We start from the raw sequence: 14,070 nt of genomic DNA on the forward strand, positions 1-14,070 counted from the left end.
CTACGGACTTCCAAGGGTTCGCATCGACGTCCGGGCCGCAAAGCTGATCTTGATCGGAACCCAGCCCACACAGCCAGCAGGAGAAGACATGACCTTGGACAACACCACACACCTCGGCGGCCTCGGGGTGGACGAGTTGGTTCCCTCGCGGTACGCGGTAGACGTCGGCGATATCGAGGTGCTGGTGATCAGCGATGGAGTGCTGCCGATTACCGCCTCGACATTGGCCACCAATGCCGACCCGGCCGAGCTGGCAGGCTGGCTCGATGGCATGTTCCTGCCGCCCGAGGTCGTGGACTGGCCACTCAATGTTGTCGTGGTACGTAGCGGCGATCAGACCATTCTCGTCGACGCCGGGCTGGGTCTCGAATTCCCGGACTTCCCGCGAGCGGGGCAGACGGTCGCGCGATTGGAGGCCGCCGGCGTCGATCTGGCGTCCGTGACTGACGTGGTGCTCACCCATATGCACATGGACCACGTCGGTGGGCTGCTCACAGAGGGTCTGAAGCAACGGCTGCGTCCGAACCTGCGGGTCCACGCGGCGACCGCAGAAGCCGAGTTCTGGGTGGCACCCGATTTCTCGCGCGTCACCATGCCGGAGCCGATTCCGGACGTGTTGCGCAGGGTCGCCACGCAGTTCTTGGACCGCTATCACGGCCAGCTGCAGACGTTTGAGACGGAGCACGAGGTGGCCCCGGGAGTGCTCATCTCCCGCACTGGTGGTCACACCCCCGGGCACAGCGTGGTCCGTCTGGAGTCACGCGGGCAGAAGCTGACGTTCGCGGGAGATGCCGTGTTTGCACCCGGGTTCGATAACCCGGAGTGGCACAACGGCTTTGAGCATGATCCCGAGGAGGCCGCCCGGGTGCGAGTGCACCTCTTGCGGGAGCTGGCATCGACCGGCGAGGCGATGGTGGCCACCCATCTGCCCTTCCCATCCGTGTGTCATGTGGCCACTGCGGGCGACGCGTTCCGCTGCATACCGGCCACCTGGGATTACTGACCCGTTACCGACGGCCCTTGCGTGGCTCTCAAAGATTGGCACGATGGAACGGTGATCGAAACATTGACCGATATGCCCGAGGGCGTAGTCGGATTCCGCGTCTCCGGCAAGTTGGCCGGCGGCGAGCTACGCGAGTTCGCACCGACTATCGAACAATCACTGACATCCGACGAGCTACGGATCGTTGAGGTCATCGCGAGCGACTACGAAGGCTTTGGCCCCGGTGGGCTCGCCGAAGACCTGAAGCTGGGCTTCGGGATGCTCTTCCAGCATCATTCGGCCTTCAAGAAGATCGCGGTGGTGACCGACAAGGAATGGGTAGCGCACACCTTGCACGCGCTCGCGTGGATGGTTCCCGGTGAGATCGCGTTGTTCGGCCTCGACGAGCTGGATCGCGCGAAAACGTGGGCCGCACGCTGACACCACAAGCCGAAATCGGGTAGTGCACTACTCGCGCCCACAGCCTCCCTGAGTCCATACCGTCGCATCACCAACGTTCGGCCGGAAACGAGACCAGATCTGCAGCAACGGCCCTGCGCTGGAAGGACATTCATCCAGTGACGGAAGGCGTGTGCACCATGGTCCTCATTCCGAACTTCGAAAGTCAGTCGCACTTCTTTACTCCGGCGGCGCTGGCGGTCAACGAACAACAGCCGGCCTCGATCGCCGATCAGCGCTTCGTCTTCCAGACAAACGGCGTGGCCATCGTCAACATGCCCGGACAAAGCAGCGTCGACTGGTCGCGGAACCAAGCGTTGATCTCCCCGAACATGAGCGATGCGTTCAAGGCGATCACGACGCGGCACAACATCCCCATTCCGGCAGGGGCCTTCCCATGGTTCCAGGTGGACAGCGCCATTCCCTTCGCGACCCTGAGTTCGATCTTCGATCGGCATCAGGCGATAGACGCGGGATTCGCCGTCGACCGTTGGCGTTTCCGGACACGGACCGGCATCGGACTGCAACCCGGGCAGACGCTCCAAAGTCTGTTCGACGGCCTGCTCGTAGATTTGGCCGTCCGCGACAGCGACGCGGTGATCCACCGAATCAGCTACCACATCACGGTGCAGGGCAGAATCCGGTTCGTCACCGGCCTCACCTGATCAATCCCCGTCGACCCCGGCGTCCCCGGACTCCGCCAGGAAAGCCTTTTCGAGCAGGACGAACAGTTCACATCGCTGCGTTGGACTCAAGGCGGATAGCACCCGGGCCTCTGCCCCCCTGAGCGCCTCGACTATCTCGGCGTACCGGCGCTTTCCGAGCGGAGTCATGACCACATCGTGACGGCGGCGGTCCTCCGGGGACCGCTGCCGCTCGATGAAGCCAACAGCTTCCAGATCGTTCAGAAGCCCGACCATCGTGGTCTTGTCTACCCGCAAGGCGTCGGCGAGGTCCGCCTGCGACTGCTTACCGGCCGCGTCCAAGACGTTGAGCACACCCATATGCAGTAGCCGCAGTGCGTGCTCACCCAGTACGGCAGCCACTTCGACATGCATACGACGCAGAAGGATCTCGAACAGTGGGCCGAACAACCCCGCTGGCCTGGGGTGATCCTCCGGCGGGAACTCGGTCATGGCCCAACAGTACATCAATCTTGATCATCTGCTTTAATCAAATCATTAGTCTCAATCAAACGATTTGATGAAAGGTAGCCATCATGGATGGATCGAAGCGCTCCGGTTGGATCGCCGGGGCGACCGCGGTGGCGATCGGGTGCGCCCTCGCGACATCGGCATCCGGCTGGGCCGCGCCTGTCGAGATGGCCCCGCAATCCAGCCAGCGGACAACCTTCGACGGCTGGAACCTGTCAGTTGCTCTCTCGGGCGAGGTGATCAACGCGGTCCCGAACCTGGCCGGTGCACAGAACTCTCGCGAGGCGTTCATGACACTGTCCGCGCAGGCGAACATCGGCGGCCATGGCAGCAATCCCGTCACCGCGGCCAACTTCGTCGCGGGTTACCAAGTCGGCTGCCAGATCGACGTGTCACAGGGTCTTCAGATTGGCGGCACGGGGCAGTTGGCGGGATCGGTCGGGGCCACCATCAGCGGCCAGCCGGGAGTGCAGGTGGGCGGCACGGGGGCGATCGGCGGCTTTGTGCAGACCGACCTGCAGCCAGGCGTGATCACCACCGTCGCGATGGGCACCATGCCGGTGACGGCAGGTGTAGGGCGACTGGATATGCAAGACGTCCACCTGAAAGTGGATGCCTGCGGCGGGCCAGTGACAGTGCGCTCCTATGCGACGTTCGCGGTCGCGAGTGCGGTTCAACAAACACAACTGTCCGTCTACGGCGACCCCTACGTCCTGAACTAGGAGCGATAGATGTTTCTGTTCAACACAATTCCCCGGCATGGCAGTGCCACCTTGCTCGTGGTCACCGCATTGCTGTCGTTCACGGGTTCGGGCACCGCACACGCCGACCCCGGCCCGATAACGCCCCCACCCCCACCAGTGATCGGGGCGTTGCAGTACGGGCCACCGGGATACCCTGCGGCGATCGGAGTTCCGCTGCTACCTCCAGGACGCTCGGGAGTATCCGTATCGGCGGACACCCTGAACCCCGCAGCACCGGCCCCGGCCAACGCCGCTCGCGGGATCTCTGGAGTACAGACGTCGGCCGATTCCCTGAGCCCCACTCCTTAGTCAGGGGCCAGCGCCGGTGCACACCTCATCGAGTCGGCCGCAGCACAACAATTCCCGGGACCGTACCCAGATACTCCCGCAGCGGAGTATCGACGACTTGGTTGTTGGCCCGCAAGGACGAGGCGTTGCGCAATACCGGCCCACCCGGTGTGTGCAGGAAGATTCCTACATGCGTGACGTCGAGCCCGCCGGCCCTCGCGTAGGCACCGAGGTAGTCACCGTCGTGAAGATTGGCGATGACACCATCGGACACACGGGCACTCGGCAAATAGGCGACCGTGCGCGGCCGTGGCGGAAGCCCCGGTAGATAACTGCCGCCGGAATCCTTCAGGTTGAGCGTCTTGGCGACCTGCTCCGCAGGCGCCCCGAGGCTTGCCGTCACATCGGTGGCGTTAACGGGCGCATCGGCAGCCCAATCGGTGAAGAAGTGACGGCGCTGCGCGAAGCTGACATCGCCTCCGCGATAACGGATCTGCGTCAGCTGGGCGATGAAATCGGCGCTGTTACCGGACCGCTTCAGTGCTTCGACATAGTCGGCATATGTGAAGCAGTCCACGCGAGTGAGTTCTACGACCAACTGCTCAGGGACGGAGGCTGATCCGATCAGGGTGTCGGCGCCGTACGGCACATGCAGAAAAAGGGCCGACACCGCGGCACTCAGCCCCGCGGGATTCTCGGCCGCAAGGCGGTTGCGCTCAGCGAGCAGCCCTTGGAGTCGGCGTTCGTTCTCCGGGCTGATATGCACGGCGTCAGCCGAGGCAACGGGAGAGACGCACAACGCACAGATCAGTACCAGCAATACCAACAGGCAGAAGCGAAGCCGGTCCAGAGCTCGGCGCATCGTCGCGGTCATGACTTATGCCTTTCACGTGGCTAACTGATCCGGAATTCGGTTGGTGCACTATCCATTCGACCGTCCCGGATAGCCCATCATCACACAACCAACGGAATCTCCTTCGCTGTCCCACTTCTGTGGACATGGATGCCCCAGCCGGCCCCAGTTCCGGATTCAGGTACCGCACTACGCGATCGCTGCGTAGCAGTCCGGACTCATGCTGACTCCACGAACTCGACAGAGCCTGACAGAGAAGGAAGGACGTGGCGGCGTGGTACCAGGACACGGAACAGTCGACGCCGGTACGCCGGTGGCCAGAGCCATCGGAGAGACCGGCAAAGCGACGAAGTATGTGATTCGCAGCGAGGAAGATCTGCACAGGCTTCCCAGGGCATTGGTCAGGCCCCGTGCAGTACGAGTGCAGCTCAAGGTGAGCGGAGTGGACCCCGACGTGCGCCAACAGCTTGAGCGGCGTTTGTCCCAGTTGTTGTCCACCTGCGGATGCGGCGAGGGCGCAGCACTCGGATTGCTGTATCTGGTGTTCTGGCCCGCAGTACTCCTGACTGACCTGCTGCCCACACCGTCCCTGGCTCAATGGGCCCTGATCTCGGCAGGATTTTTCGCCATCTTGATCGGGGGGAAACTCCTGGGCTTGGGGGTCGCGCGTGCACGACTGGCGCGCCAAACACGGTTACTGCGGCGCCTTCTCAGACAAAGTAGACCGCTCGATGAGAGGAGCTGACGATGCTCAACTACAAGGTCTGCGCCGAGATTCCTCAACTGATCTAAGAGCTTTTTGGTGCCGTAATGTGATCGGCCACTTCAACCAGAGCGTCGACAGACCGCGAAAATGATCAACACAGCGCCCTTAAGATGCCACGGGGTGAATTCCTACTTCAACTGCGCGGGTACCAATCGGGAATTTCGGATTCAGGACGCGGATACTTTTCTAAGTCTTCGATAAATGCATCTACCGTCGGTTCGGGAGATCCCCAATTGGGCTTGTTGTCATAGTTGAAGTCATAACTGAAATTACCTTCACGCGTCAATGTGAGAGTGGCCGACAGCCATGTTCCATGCTCGGGCGTAGCCATCAGCTCGCGGAGTTCCCCAAATTCGGTGCATGCCTGATTACTAGGAGCAAACTCCTGTTTCACGCTTCCATCCGGCATCGTCAGATGGAACTTGACGCTGCTTATCACGCTAGCCTCCATGAAATCCAAGGCCGCAGATTTCCACGCAGGATTGCTGATGCCTCGATAGGTTAGTTCGGCAATCCTGGTCTGGAGTTCTTTAATTCTTTCTATATCCACGCTAGTATTCCAAATCCAATCAGTTTGACAGGAACCTCTGCTGCATTCCCCCGGCTTGGTCAACCCAACTTACTACGTATTGACTTGGGCGTAAAGAGTTTTCGGGATAGGAGACCTGAAAGGTGGGGTTAACAGTGCCGCCGCTTTCAACAATTTTTCGCCATTCGTCCTCAATTTTTCCGAATTCTCGGGCACCTTTGCTGTTGAGGTTGGCGCTCATAGCAGTCAGATTGATGCCCTCGCCGGGTCCACCGAACATGGAGGCGATGAAATGTCCGCCTTCGTCGCCGGGGAGCCGGTCACCGCGGCCGGCCACTCCCTGCTGGTAACTGTTGCGATCGGCCTTGGCGAGGCTGTCGATCTTGCCTTCGACGCGGGTCACTCGGCCGAGGTCATCAGTCATGAAGGTGTGTTTTCCGTCGATGACGTACTTGGTGTTCGCGGCAGGGTTGTTCAGCTCCTTGGACCAGTTGCCCTTGCTGCCGGAACTGAGCTCTTTGGTGGCTACGTTGCTTGCGGCACTGCCCGTATCGGTGGCGGTGTTGATCGCCCCCGTGGTTGTTTTGGTGGCTGCCTCCGCGGCAGGCTTCACGGCGTTGGCAGCCTCTTCGGCAGGCTTGAACAACCGGTAGAACTTGGTTCCGATCTTGCCGACCATTCCGACACCGGGGACGCTGAACACCACATCAGCAGTGGAGAGAATCTTCTGGCCAGTGCTGATGTCTTCCCAGTGCGTCAGGTTTACGGCAGAGTCGGCGGGCACGATCATGTTGGCCAGGAAGTTAACGTCCTTGTCGAAGTCGCCCAGCAGCGGTTGGGTCTTACCGGGCCACATCTGGTCAGCGACAGCACCATTGGGCCAGAACCACTGATGCTTGTTGTTGCTGTCCACCACTCGCATCTGCCCGCGGTCCATAACACCCGGAGTGCCGTCCGCGTTGAACGACATCTTCCCTTGCGGCACCCCGTACTGATCGACCAGCTGGCGCTGGGTGATCCCGGCAAAGCCGGACACGGGTGTCTTGTCCCCCGAATAGCTAAGCCCTGGCCCGAAATCGAGCAGCTCACTACTCGACGCAGTCGGGGCCTGCAGCGGGACCTGGCGCGCAGGCATCAACGGATTACCGTCAGGTCCAGTGAGTGACAACAGCCCCGACTGACTCATCTCCGAACGCGAACCATCGGGCCACAGCACCGGATGTCCCGGCCTTGCCGTCGGATTCAGGTACTCATTACCGACCTGGCCACTTGTCGGACCTTGCCCACGTGCCTCGACCGGGCCGATAAAGCCCGGTTCGCCTGGCTTAGGCGCAGGCGTGGGTGTGCTGCTATCAAGGGCTTGCACCGAACCATTCGACGGTGCCGGTGGAGGCTTGGGAACATCCTGAGGAACCGGGCCGGACTGGAACTCAATCGGCTTGATCTGAGAGACCTCGGTAGTGGTCCCCGACAACGCATCCGTTGCGCCGGAGGTGTCAGGCATGCCGGATGTGCCCAGGCTGGAGGCGGTATTGACAGCACCCGCGCCTTGCGAGGTGAGCTGCGATCCTTGCCCCACGAGATCAGTAATCTGTCCGGCTTGCTGGTTGAGCTGCCGAGCCTGATCCATCTGCGGCTTGAGTTGCGGGTTGGCATCCCCGACCGCCTGCGCAACCTGATCTGCTTCTCCCTGAGCGGTTTTCACGATCTGGCTGCCCGCGTTAATGGCATCGGCTGTTCCTTGCACACCCTGGGATATGCCCTGTACCAACGTGATCGCGTCCTGCGGATTGACTGCCCCGGACTGCGCGGACGAAGCCAGCGAGGCACCAGCCTGAGCCGCAGACCCGAAGCCTTGCGCGGCTTGACCAGACGATTCGCCGATCTGCTGCCCCGACTGCACATACGTCTGGATATCCCCAGGAAGCCCTTGTGCCGCTTGCATACCGTCTTGCGTCAACGCCTGAGTATCCGGGCCCTTCTGCTGCTGTTGGGGCTGCTGCTGATCATCTTCCTTACGGCGCCGCGAAGAAGCCGCACCGAGCAGCAGCGATGCCAGGTCGGTGTTCTGCGACTGATCGTCGCGATCCTTCTGCTGGTCCTCCTCTTTCTTCTTGTCCTTGGACGGAAACTTCGGCAGTTGCTGCTGTTTCTGGTTCGGTTTGTTCTGCTGCTGCAGCTGTTTGGTCAGGTCGTCGATGCGCTGGCGATCCTGACCGGACTGCTGCTGTTTCTCCTGCAACTGCCGCGTCAACTCATCGATGCGCTGCCGATCGGACTGATTCGGCTGCTCCGTGTTCTGCTGGGGCGGCTGATTCTGAGGCGGCTGCTGGTTTACGTTCTGAGAAGGCGCCTGCTGGGTGCCCTGGTTGGCCGGCGGCTGCTGGTTCGGGATACCCTGGTTCGACTGTCCGCCTTGCGATCCCGCGTTGCTGCCGGGGTTGGCTTGTCCGCCGTTGAAATCCGGATTCGGCCTGCCTGGTCCTTGGGTATACGGCGTCGCGTTCTGATAATCCGGGACCTGAGTGCCGTGCGCGGGCTGATCCCACCCTTGCTGAGGACCCTGTTGCCCATTGGCCCCATTAACGCCGTTGTTGCTGACCGACGGTGCCTGAGTGTTATAGATCGATATCGAGCCATTTTGATCCAGCGGCGGCTGATTAATACCGCCCTGATAATCGGGCATCTGCGGCCCACCCTGACTTGGCGGCTGAAACATCTGACCACCCCCAGGAGGACCGTCGCTACCGCCCGGACCACCACAATCCGGCGGGCACGCCGCATGAGCCTGCGGCACGGTCGCCGGAGTGAACCAGCCCAGACCCAGTCCGCTTGCAGAGAACATCAATACCGCGATGACACCCGCTGTCGCGGTGGCCTTCTGAGAGGCAGTGGTGGCCCACTTGTACAGGCCAGCCAAGCCCTTCCACCAACCCAGATTCGAGAAGATTGCCACCAGCAGCACCAGGGCGATTGCGCCCGCGGCGGGCAGAACCTGCGGACCGGTGATCCACACGTACAGCCGGGGTGTGATACCAGCAGTGAGCAGCACCAAACCAAGTCCGCCACCTATCAGAGCAGCGACCAGCCCGGGATGCCACAACGACTCGTCCTGGTTCTTTTGCGGCTGATTACGGTGTGCCCCAGCATCATCGACACCAGTCACCACTTCCCGCGCCAAACCAAACAAGTACTTGCCACTCGTGAACAGTGCCGCCCCGGCTAGGACCGCTACGAGCATCTGCCCCACACCGGAGATCAGCGACCAGCCGGCCTCGCCGGTGATCTGCTGCCACCATGCGCTGTAGCCGCCACGGAAGCTCCACCACATCCCCAGCACGCCGGCGATCACCGCCAGCGAGGCAAGGACTGCCTGAACTGGGTCAGACAACCGTTCCTTGGCTGAGCTGAACGCTGCCGCAATCACCGGCCGCAGACCCCACATGATCAGCTTCACCCCGCCACCCAGCGCGGTAAACAGCCCCAACAGCAGCAGGCTCCAGGTGATCAGCTCCCCGAATTGGTCGCCTGCGCGGTGCAGGTGGTGCAATCCAGCCACTGAAGCAACCAGAAGGACGACACCAGCTGCAACTGCGGCCAACTGACGTGCACGATCCTGGTTACCTACCTGATTCGTTGCTGGCGCAGGCATTACCTGCAGCTCAGATGTTGTCATTAGCATCCCCGACGAAGTAAGAAGCAATCTGTTGCCGACAGCCTACGCGCAGCCTGTGACAACTTCTCGCCGGGCAATGGCAAACAGTCTCCGATGGGACTGCAAGCGCAGATCAGCCATGCCAACCGGGCAGGTAGGACTGTCAGTGGAAGTCTGTTAACGGGTGGCCGTAGGAATCGAGTCTCAATGCAGCAAGCTCATCGTTAAAACCTGCACGCGCTGCGACAGCTGCTTCACGCAGATCGTCATCGCCCAGGTCTTCGGGCTCAGTGCGCAGATCAAGGTGCTCAACGTAATCGTCAACTACATAGAACAGATTCATGTACGTGTCGTAGCTGAACTTGTACCCATCCATGGTTTGACGGAGCAGCTTGCCATTTCCTTGCATGAACCGAGTCTCGAATTCACCCGGAGTGATCTCTTGCGCTATGAACAGATCCAGGTTTTCCAAGAGAGCGAGGAACGTCGGATCCAATAATGAGGTCGACATTGGTAGGGCGCCTTCCTGCCGTACGTGGGCCAGCTAGCAGATCCAAGCTTTCGTCCTTTGTCCAGAAGTGCGGCCACCGCCGCGCGTTCCTACCGCTCGGATTGTTCTACACGAGTCCGGTCATCTTCGCGGGGATCATCGAGACGTTAGCGTTGGTCGAAACGCCAACTTGACTCACTGTGTCCGCGCACGCGACCCCAGAGATGCAGGCGGCGAGTAGTCGGAGTCGATTTCGATCATGGTGTCGAGTATGGCCAAGTAACCGATGGCGCTGAGATGCCATTCGACAAGGTCGCCGCCGATTCCGGGCAGCATGATCGTGTGGTTGACGACATCGGGATTGGTCCGGCTTCGGCTGATCAAACAGGCCACCCTCGCCATCCAACTCAGCCAGCTCAAACACCAGATGACCTCATTGACATCAACGAATATCGATCATGCCAAAGTCATCAACACAGCGCTCGATCTACTCGGACGCTGCTCGGACGCATACAAGTACGCGCCCGAGGCAACCCGCCGCGACTTAAACCAGGCATATTTCGAGCGCATCCTGCTCGACAGCACAGATGGCGAACCGATCATCAAATCCGCCGAACAGACTGAAATCATCGAACTGATAGCCACCGCAGAACAAAAACCAGAATTGATCCAACCAGGAAAGGCTGACCTCGCCTTGACCACGCATTCCACGGTCAAGGGTTCGAAGATCGCCTCTTTGGTGGAGCTAAGGGGACTCGAACCCCTGACCCCCACACTGCCAGTGTGGTGCGCTACCAGCTGCGCCATAGCCCCATGTTTAGTTGTGTGCTCGGACGAAGTTACACCACGGCGACGGGCTCTCAAAATCTCAGCGCTCCGGCCCACCAACATCCTCTGCTACTTCCTGCATACTCCTAACCTGCGGTGACGCAAGTCTCCCCAGCGTCTCGGGTGCAAAGATCCACGCCACCGCCGCGATCAGCGGCATCGCGCCTCCCACCACGAACGCCCACCCATAGGACGCGTGCTCGACGATCACCCCAGCGACCACGGGCCCGATCACCAGCCCGATATCGGAGGTCATCTGGAAGGTGGCCAACGCTGTCCCTGCCCTGCCCCTGCTGCCCACCACATCGGCCACGGCGGCCTGCTGCGGGGAGGCATACAGCCCCGCACCAATCCCCCCGATGAGCGAGAGCACGATGAGCAGCGGCAGCGACGACACAAAGCCCATCGCGACCACGGTCGACCCGCACACCACTAGCCCCGCGACCACCAGCGGCTTACGCCCGATGTCATCGGACCACGAGCCCGCCAGGAAGGCCGTGGACACGTCCCCCGCCGCGAACGCCGCGAACACCAGTCCGGCAGCGCCCGGTCGCTGGTGCAGCGCCTCGATCACAAACAGTGGCAACAGCGCACCACGGATCCCAAAGATCGCCCAGCCCGCACTGAAATTCGACATCAGGGCGGCCAGGAACGTCCGATGGTGCAGTGCGGACTTCAACGTCACCGGAGTGCCGTGATGTTCGTCGGCGACCTCCAACAGGGTGGAACGCCGCAGCCCAAAGTAGACCAGCACGACGACAACCACCAGCGCCGCCGCATAGATGATGAAAGGCGCCGAAAGACTCAGCCCCACAACGGCACTGCCCAAGGCCGGCCCGGCCACCATGCCGAGCAGAAAACTCGACCCATACAACCCCTGGGCACGTCCGCGAATCTCTTCGGGCGCGATGCGCACCAGCAGCGCGGCTGCCGACACGGTGAACATCGTGGAGCCCACACCACCGAGCGACCGGAACACCAAGAGCTGCCAATAGCTATGCACGAAGGCGCAGATGCCGGTCGATACCGCGACGATCAGCAGTCCACTCATGTAGATCCAGCGCTCCCCCAGCCGCTGCACCAGTGCTCCGGCGGCGGGTGCGAACACCAACCGGAATGCGGCGAACGAGCTCACCACCGCGGTCGCCGCGGTCACGCTCACTCCGAAGCTACGGGCATACTGCGGCAGCGCGGGCGCCACCACACCGAACCCGAGCGCGATCACCAGGCTCGCGACAACCAGAACCCATATCTCCCACGGCAGGCGCGGTTTTACCGCTGCGACATCTGCGTTGTAGTCGGGACAGCCACTCAACCGATGACCGCCGAGACAACCTCCCGTGCGGCATCTTGTACCTGGCTCAAGTGCTCGGCACCCTTGAATGATTCTGCATAGATCTTGTATACATCCTCGGTGCCCGATGGCCGCGCCGCGAACCAGGCATTTTCGGTGACAACCTTGAGCCCGCCGATCGGTGCCCCATTGCCGGGCGCGTTGGTCAGCTTGGCGACGATGGGCTCACCGGCCAGCTCGGTGGCGCTCACCTGCTCGGGCGAGAGCTTGCCCAGTATCGACTTCTGTTCGCGACTCGCGGGCGCATCCACGCGGGCATACGTTGGGGCGCCGTACTTCTCGGTCAGCGCGGCGTACCGCTGCGATGGTGTGGCTCCGGTGACCGCCAGTATCTCCGAGGCGAGCAGCGCGGCGATGATGCCGTCCTTGTCGGTGGTCCACACCGACCCGTCGCGGCGCAAGAAGGAGGCCCCGGCACTCTCCTCACCGCCGAAACCTATTGTCCCGCCTATCAACCCGTCCACAAACCACTTGAATCCGACCGGCACTTCGAGCAACGTACGGCCCAATCCCGCCACCACCCGGTCTATGATCGACGAGCTCACCAGGGTCTTGCCCACCGCGGTCTCGGCGGCCCAGCCATCACGGTGACTGAACAGGTAGTCGATGGCCACCGCCAGGTAGTGGTTGGGGTTCATCAGGCCCGCATCGGGAGTCACGATGCCGTGGCGATCCGAATCGGCGTCGTTCCCCGTCGCGATCTGGTACTTGTCCCGCGAGGCCACCAGCGAGGCCATCGCGTCCGGCGAAGAGCAGTCCATCCGGATCTTGCCGTCGTGGTCCAGGGTCATGAACCTCCAGGTGGCGTCCACCAGCGGGTTCACCACGGTCAGCTCCAGCGACCAGCGGTCGGCGATCGCGGCCCAGTAGTCGACGCTGGCCCCGCCCAGCGGGTCGGCACCTATCCGGATTCCGGCGTTCTTGATGACGTCGAGGTCGACGACATTGATCAGATCGTCCACATACGTCTGCTGAAAATCGTACCGCTGCGCGGATTTCAGCGCCTGCGCCAACGAGACCCGCTTCACCGAGCGCCATCCCGAGCGCAGAATCTCGTTGGCGCGGGCAGCAATCGCGCCCGTGGCATCGGTGTCGGCAGGCCCGCCATGCGGCGGGTTGTACTTGAATCCGCCGTCCCGGGGAGGGTTATGCGATGGGGTGACGACGATCCCGTCGGCCAACCCAGTCGTCTTACCGTGGTTGTGCCGCAAGATGGCATGACTCACCGCCGGGGTCGGCGTGTATCGGTCTCGCGAATCCACAGCCACCACAACATCGTTCGCGTGCAGTACCTCTAGCGCGCTCGTCCATGCAGGCTCGGAGAGTGCATGGGTATCGCGGCCGATGAACAGCGGCCCGGTGATGCCCTGCGAGGCCCGGTACTCGACGATCGCCGCGGTGGTGGCGACGATATGCGCCTCGTTGAAGGCGCCGTCAAGGCTGGACCCGCGGTGCCCCGAGGTCCCGAAGGCGACCTGCTGTGCGACGTTCGCCGGGTCAGGCTTTATCGCGTAGTACGCGGTCACCACATGGGCGATGTCGATGAGGTCTTCCGGCTGGGCCGGCTGTCCGGCGCGCGCATTGCTCACCCGCACGATTCTGCCCGGATCAGGTGAACCGTGTCTTACCGAACGGCCGCTATTGGAGGGGCTGGATGCCGACGGCGGTCCCGTACGCACACACCTCGACGCCCGTGTTGGCGTACTCGGTGGTCTCGAATCGGAACGCGACCACGGCGTTGGCGCCGCGTGACTCTGCCTCGGCGGCCAGCCGCGACAGCGCCTCACGACGGCTCTCGTGCAGCAGCGCAGTGATGCCTTTGAGCTCCCCACCGGCGATGGATTTGAAGGAGGCGGCAAGGTTCGAACCGATGTGCCGCGACCGCACCGTCAGGCCGAAGACCTCGCCAAATACCGCGGCGATCTTGTATCCGGGGATGTCATTGCTCGTCACGATGATCATGGGCCCA

Annotated in this window: 15 protein-coding genes and 1 tRNA gene; 6 read left to right on the top strand and 10 right to left on the bottom strand. The window is 61.9% G+C overall.

Annotated features, from left to right (window positions below):
- Window positions 1-88: 88 nt before the first annotated feature.
- From B4400_RS01040 to B4400_RS01050, 3 genes are all read left to right on the top strand, one after another.
- Window positions 89-1,003, top strand: a complete 915-nt coding sequence (locus tag B4400_RS01040; RefSeq protein ID WP_078308811.1) for an MBL fold metallo-hydrolase — start codon at window positions 89-91, stop codon at window positions 1,001-1,003.
- A gap of 51 nt (window positions 1,004-1,054) precedes the next feature.
- Window positions 1,055-1,423 (top strand): SpoIIAA family protein, encoded by a 369-nt coding sequence (locus B4400_RS01045; protein ID WP_078309008.1) that lies wholly within the window; start codon window positions 1,055-1,057, stop codon window positions 1,421-1,423.
- A 158-nt stretch (window positions 1,424-1,581) separates the two neighbouring features.
- Window positions 1,582-2,106 (top strand): hypothetical protein, encoded by a 525-nt coding sequence (locus B4400_RS01050; protein ID WP_078294309.1) that lies wholly within the window; start codon window positions 1,582-1,584, stop codon window positions 2,104-2,106.
- Here the strand turns inward: B4400_RS01050 and B4400_RS01055 are convergent, their stop codons facing one another.
- Window positions 2,107-2,577 carry a MarR family winged helix-turn-helix transcriptional regulator gene (locus B4400_RS01055; protein WP_170914899.1) on the bottom strand — a complete coding sequence of 157 codons (471 nt, stop codon included), beginning with the start codon at window positions 2,575-2,577 and terminating at the stop codon, window positions 2,107-2,109.
- A gap of 83 nt (window positions 2,578-2,660) precedes the next feature.
- Here B4400_RS01055 and B4400_RS01060 point away from each other — a divergent pair, with 83 nt between their 5' ends.
- Both B4400_RS01060 and B4400_RS24255 read left to right on the top strand, forming a co-directional pair.
- Window positions 2,661-3,317 (top strand): MspA family porin, encoded by a 657-nt coding sequence (locus B4400_RS01060; protein WP_078308809.1) that lies wholly within the window; start codon window positions 2,661-2,663, stop codon window positions 3,315-3,317.
- 9 nt (window positions 3,318-3,326) lie between these two features.
- Window positions 3,327-3,647: a hypothetical protein gene (locus B4400_RS24255; protein WP_139360104.1), complete on the top strand. Its 321-nt coding sequence runs from the start codon at window positions 3,327-3,329 to the stop codon at window positions 3,645-3,647.
- 25 nt (window positions 3,648-3,672) lie between these two features.
- On the opposite strand, the gene B4400_RS01065 is transcribed toward B4400_RS24255, so the two are convergent.
- The gene (locus tag B4400_RS01065) at window positions 3,673-4,500 is read right to left on the bottom strand and encodes an N-acetylmuramoyl-L-alanine amidase-like domain-containing protein (protein ID WP_078308808.1); all 828 of its coding nucleotides are present in this window, start codon (window positions 4,498-4,500) and stop codon (window positions 3,673-3,675) included.
- A gap of 199 nt (window positions 4,501-4,699) precedes the next feature.
- On the opposite strand from B4400_RS01065, the gene B4400_RS01070 reads away from it, so the two are divergent.
- Window positions 4,700-5,224: a hypothetical protein gene (locus B4400_RS01070; protein ID WP_139361778.1), complete on the top strand. Its 525-nt coding sequence runs from the start codon at window positions 4,700-4,702 to the stop codon at window positions 5,222-5,224.
- 154 nt (window positions 5,225-5,378) lie between these two features.
- Here B4400_RS01070 and B4400_RS01075 read toward each other — a convergent pair whose 3' ends face one another.
- From B4400_RS01075 to B4400_RS01110, 8 genes are all read right to left on the bottom strand, one after another.
- Window positions 5,379-5,795 carry an immunity protein YezG family protein gene (locus B4400_RS01075; protein ID WP_139361211.1) on the bottom strand — a complete coding sequence of 139 codons (417 nt, stop codon included), beginning with the start codon at window positions 5,793-5,795 and terminating at the stop codon, window positions 5,379-5,381.
- Between the two features lie 19 nt (window positions 5,796-5,814).
- Complete coding sequence (locus B4400_RS25000; protein ID WP_502688365.1) at window positions 5,815-9,450, bottom strand: DNA/RNA non-specific endonuclease; 3,636 nt, start codon at window positions 9,448-9,450, stop codon at window positions 5,815-5,817.
- Window positions 9,451-9,592: 142 nt separating this feature from the next.
- Window positions 9,593-9,940, bottom strand: coding sequence for a hypothetical protein (locus B4400_RS01085; RefSeq protein ID WP_078308804.1), 348 nt, complete (start codon window positions 9,938-9,940; stop codon window positions 9,593-9,595).
- 174 nt (window positions 9,941-10,114) lie between these two features.
- Window positions 10,115-10,303 (bottom strand): hypothetical protein, encoded by a 189-nt coding sequence (locus B4400_RS01090; RefSeq protein WP_139361212.1) that lies wholly within the window; start codon window positions 10,301-10,303, stop codon window positions 10,115-10,117.
- Between the two features lie 353 nt (window positions 10,304-10,656).
- Window positions 10,657-10,732, bottom strand: a tRNA-Ala gene (locus B4400_RS01095).
- A gap of 55 nt (window positions 10,733-10,787) precedes the next feature.
- Window positions 10,788-12,062, bottom strand: coding sequence for an MFS transporter (locus B4400_RS01100; protein WP_078308802.1), 1,275 nt, complete (start codon window positions 12,060-12,062; stop codon window positions 10,788-10,790).
- Window positions 12,059-13,690, bottom strand: a complete 1,632-nt coding sequence (gene pgm, locus B4400_RS01105) for a phosphoglucomutase (alpha-D-glucose-1,6-bisphosphate-dependent) (RefSeq protein WP_078309007.1) — start codon at window positions 13,688-13,690, stop codon at window positions 12,059-12,061. Before pgm ends, B4400_RS01100 begins: the two co-directional genes overlap by 4 nt.
- A gap of 49 nt (window positions 13,691-13,739) precedes the next feature.
- Window positions 13,740-14,063: a YbjQ family protein gene (locus tag B4400_RS01110; protein ID WP_078296386.1), complete on the bottom strand. Its 324-nt coding sequence runs from the start codon at window positions 14,061-14,063 to the stop codon at window positions 13,740-13,742.
- Window positions 14,064-14,070: the final 7 nt, after the last annotated feature.

It is taken from the genome of Mycobacterium sp. D16Q13, from assembly GCF_002013375.1.
Classification (GTDB): domain Bacteria; phylum Actinomycetota; class Actinomycetes; order Mycobacteriales; family Mycobacteriaceae; genus Mycobacterium.

What these genes read in the sequence shown, in the direction of transcription:
- B4400_RS01040 (WP_078308811.1), top strand. Translation starts at nt 89, where the DNA reads ATGACCTTGGACAACACCACACACCTCGGCGGCCTCGGGGTGGACGAG.
- B4400_RS01050 (WP_078294309.1), top strand. Translation starts at nt 1,582, where the DNA reads ATGGTCCTCATTCCGAACTTCGAAAGTCAGTCGCACTTCTTTACTCCG.
- B4400_RS01055 (WP_170914899.1), bottom strand. Translation starts at nt 2,577, where the DNA reads ATGACCGAGTTCCCGCCGGAGGATCACCCCAGGCCAGCGGGGTTGTTC.
- B4400_RS01060 (WP_078308809.1), top strand. Translation starts at nt 2,661, where the DNA reads ATGGATGGATCGAAGCGCTCCGGTTGGATCGCCGGGGCGACCGCGGTG.
- B4400_RS24255 (WP_139360104.1), top strand. Translation starts at nt 3,327, where the DNA reads ATGTTTCTGTTCAACACAATTCCCCGGCATGGCAGTGCCACCTTGCTC.
- B4400_RS01065 (WP_078308808.1), bottom strand. Translation starts at nt 4,500, where the DNA reads ATGACCGCGACGATGCGCCGAGCTCTGGACCGGCTTCGCTTCTGCCTG.
- B4400_RS01070 (WP_139361778.1), top strand. Translation starts at nt 4,700, where the DNA reads ATGCTGACTCCACGAACTCGACAGAGCCTGACAGAGAAGGAAGGACGT.
- B4400_RS25000 (WP_502688365.1), bottom strand. Translation starts at nt 9,450, where the DNA reads ATGACAACATCTGAGCTGCAGGTAATGCCTGCGCCAGCAACGAATCAG.
- B4400_RS01085 (WP_078308804.1), bottom strand. Translation starts at nt 9,940, where the DNA reads ATGTCGACCTCATTATTGGATCCGACGTTCCTCGCTCTCTTGGAAAAC.
- B4400_RS01110 (WP_078296386.1), bottom strand. Translation starts at nt 14,063, where the DNA reads ATGATCATCGTGACGAGCAATGACATCCCCGGATACAAGATCGCCGCG.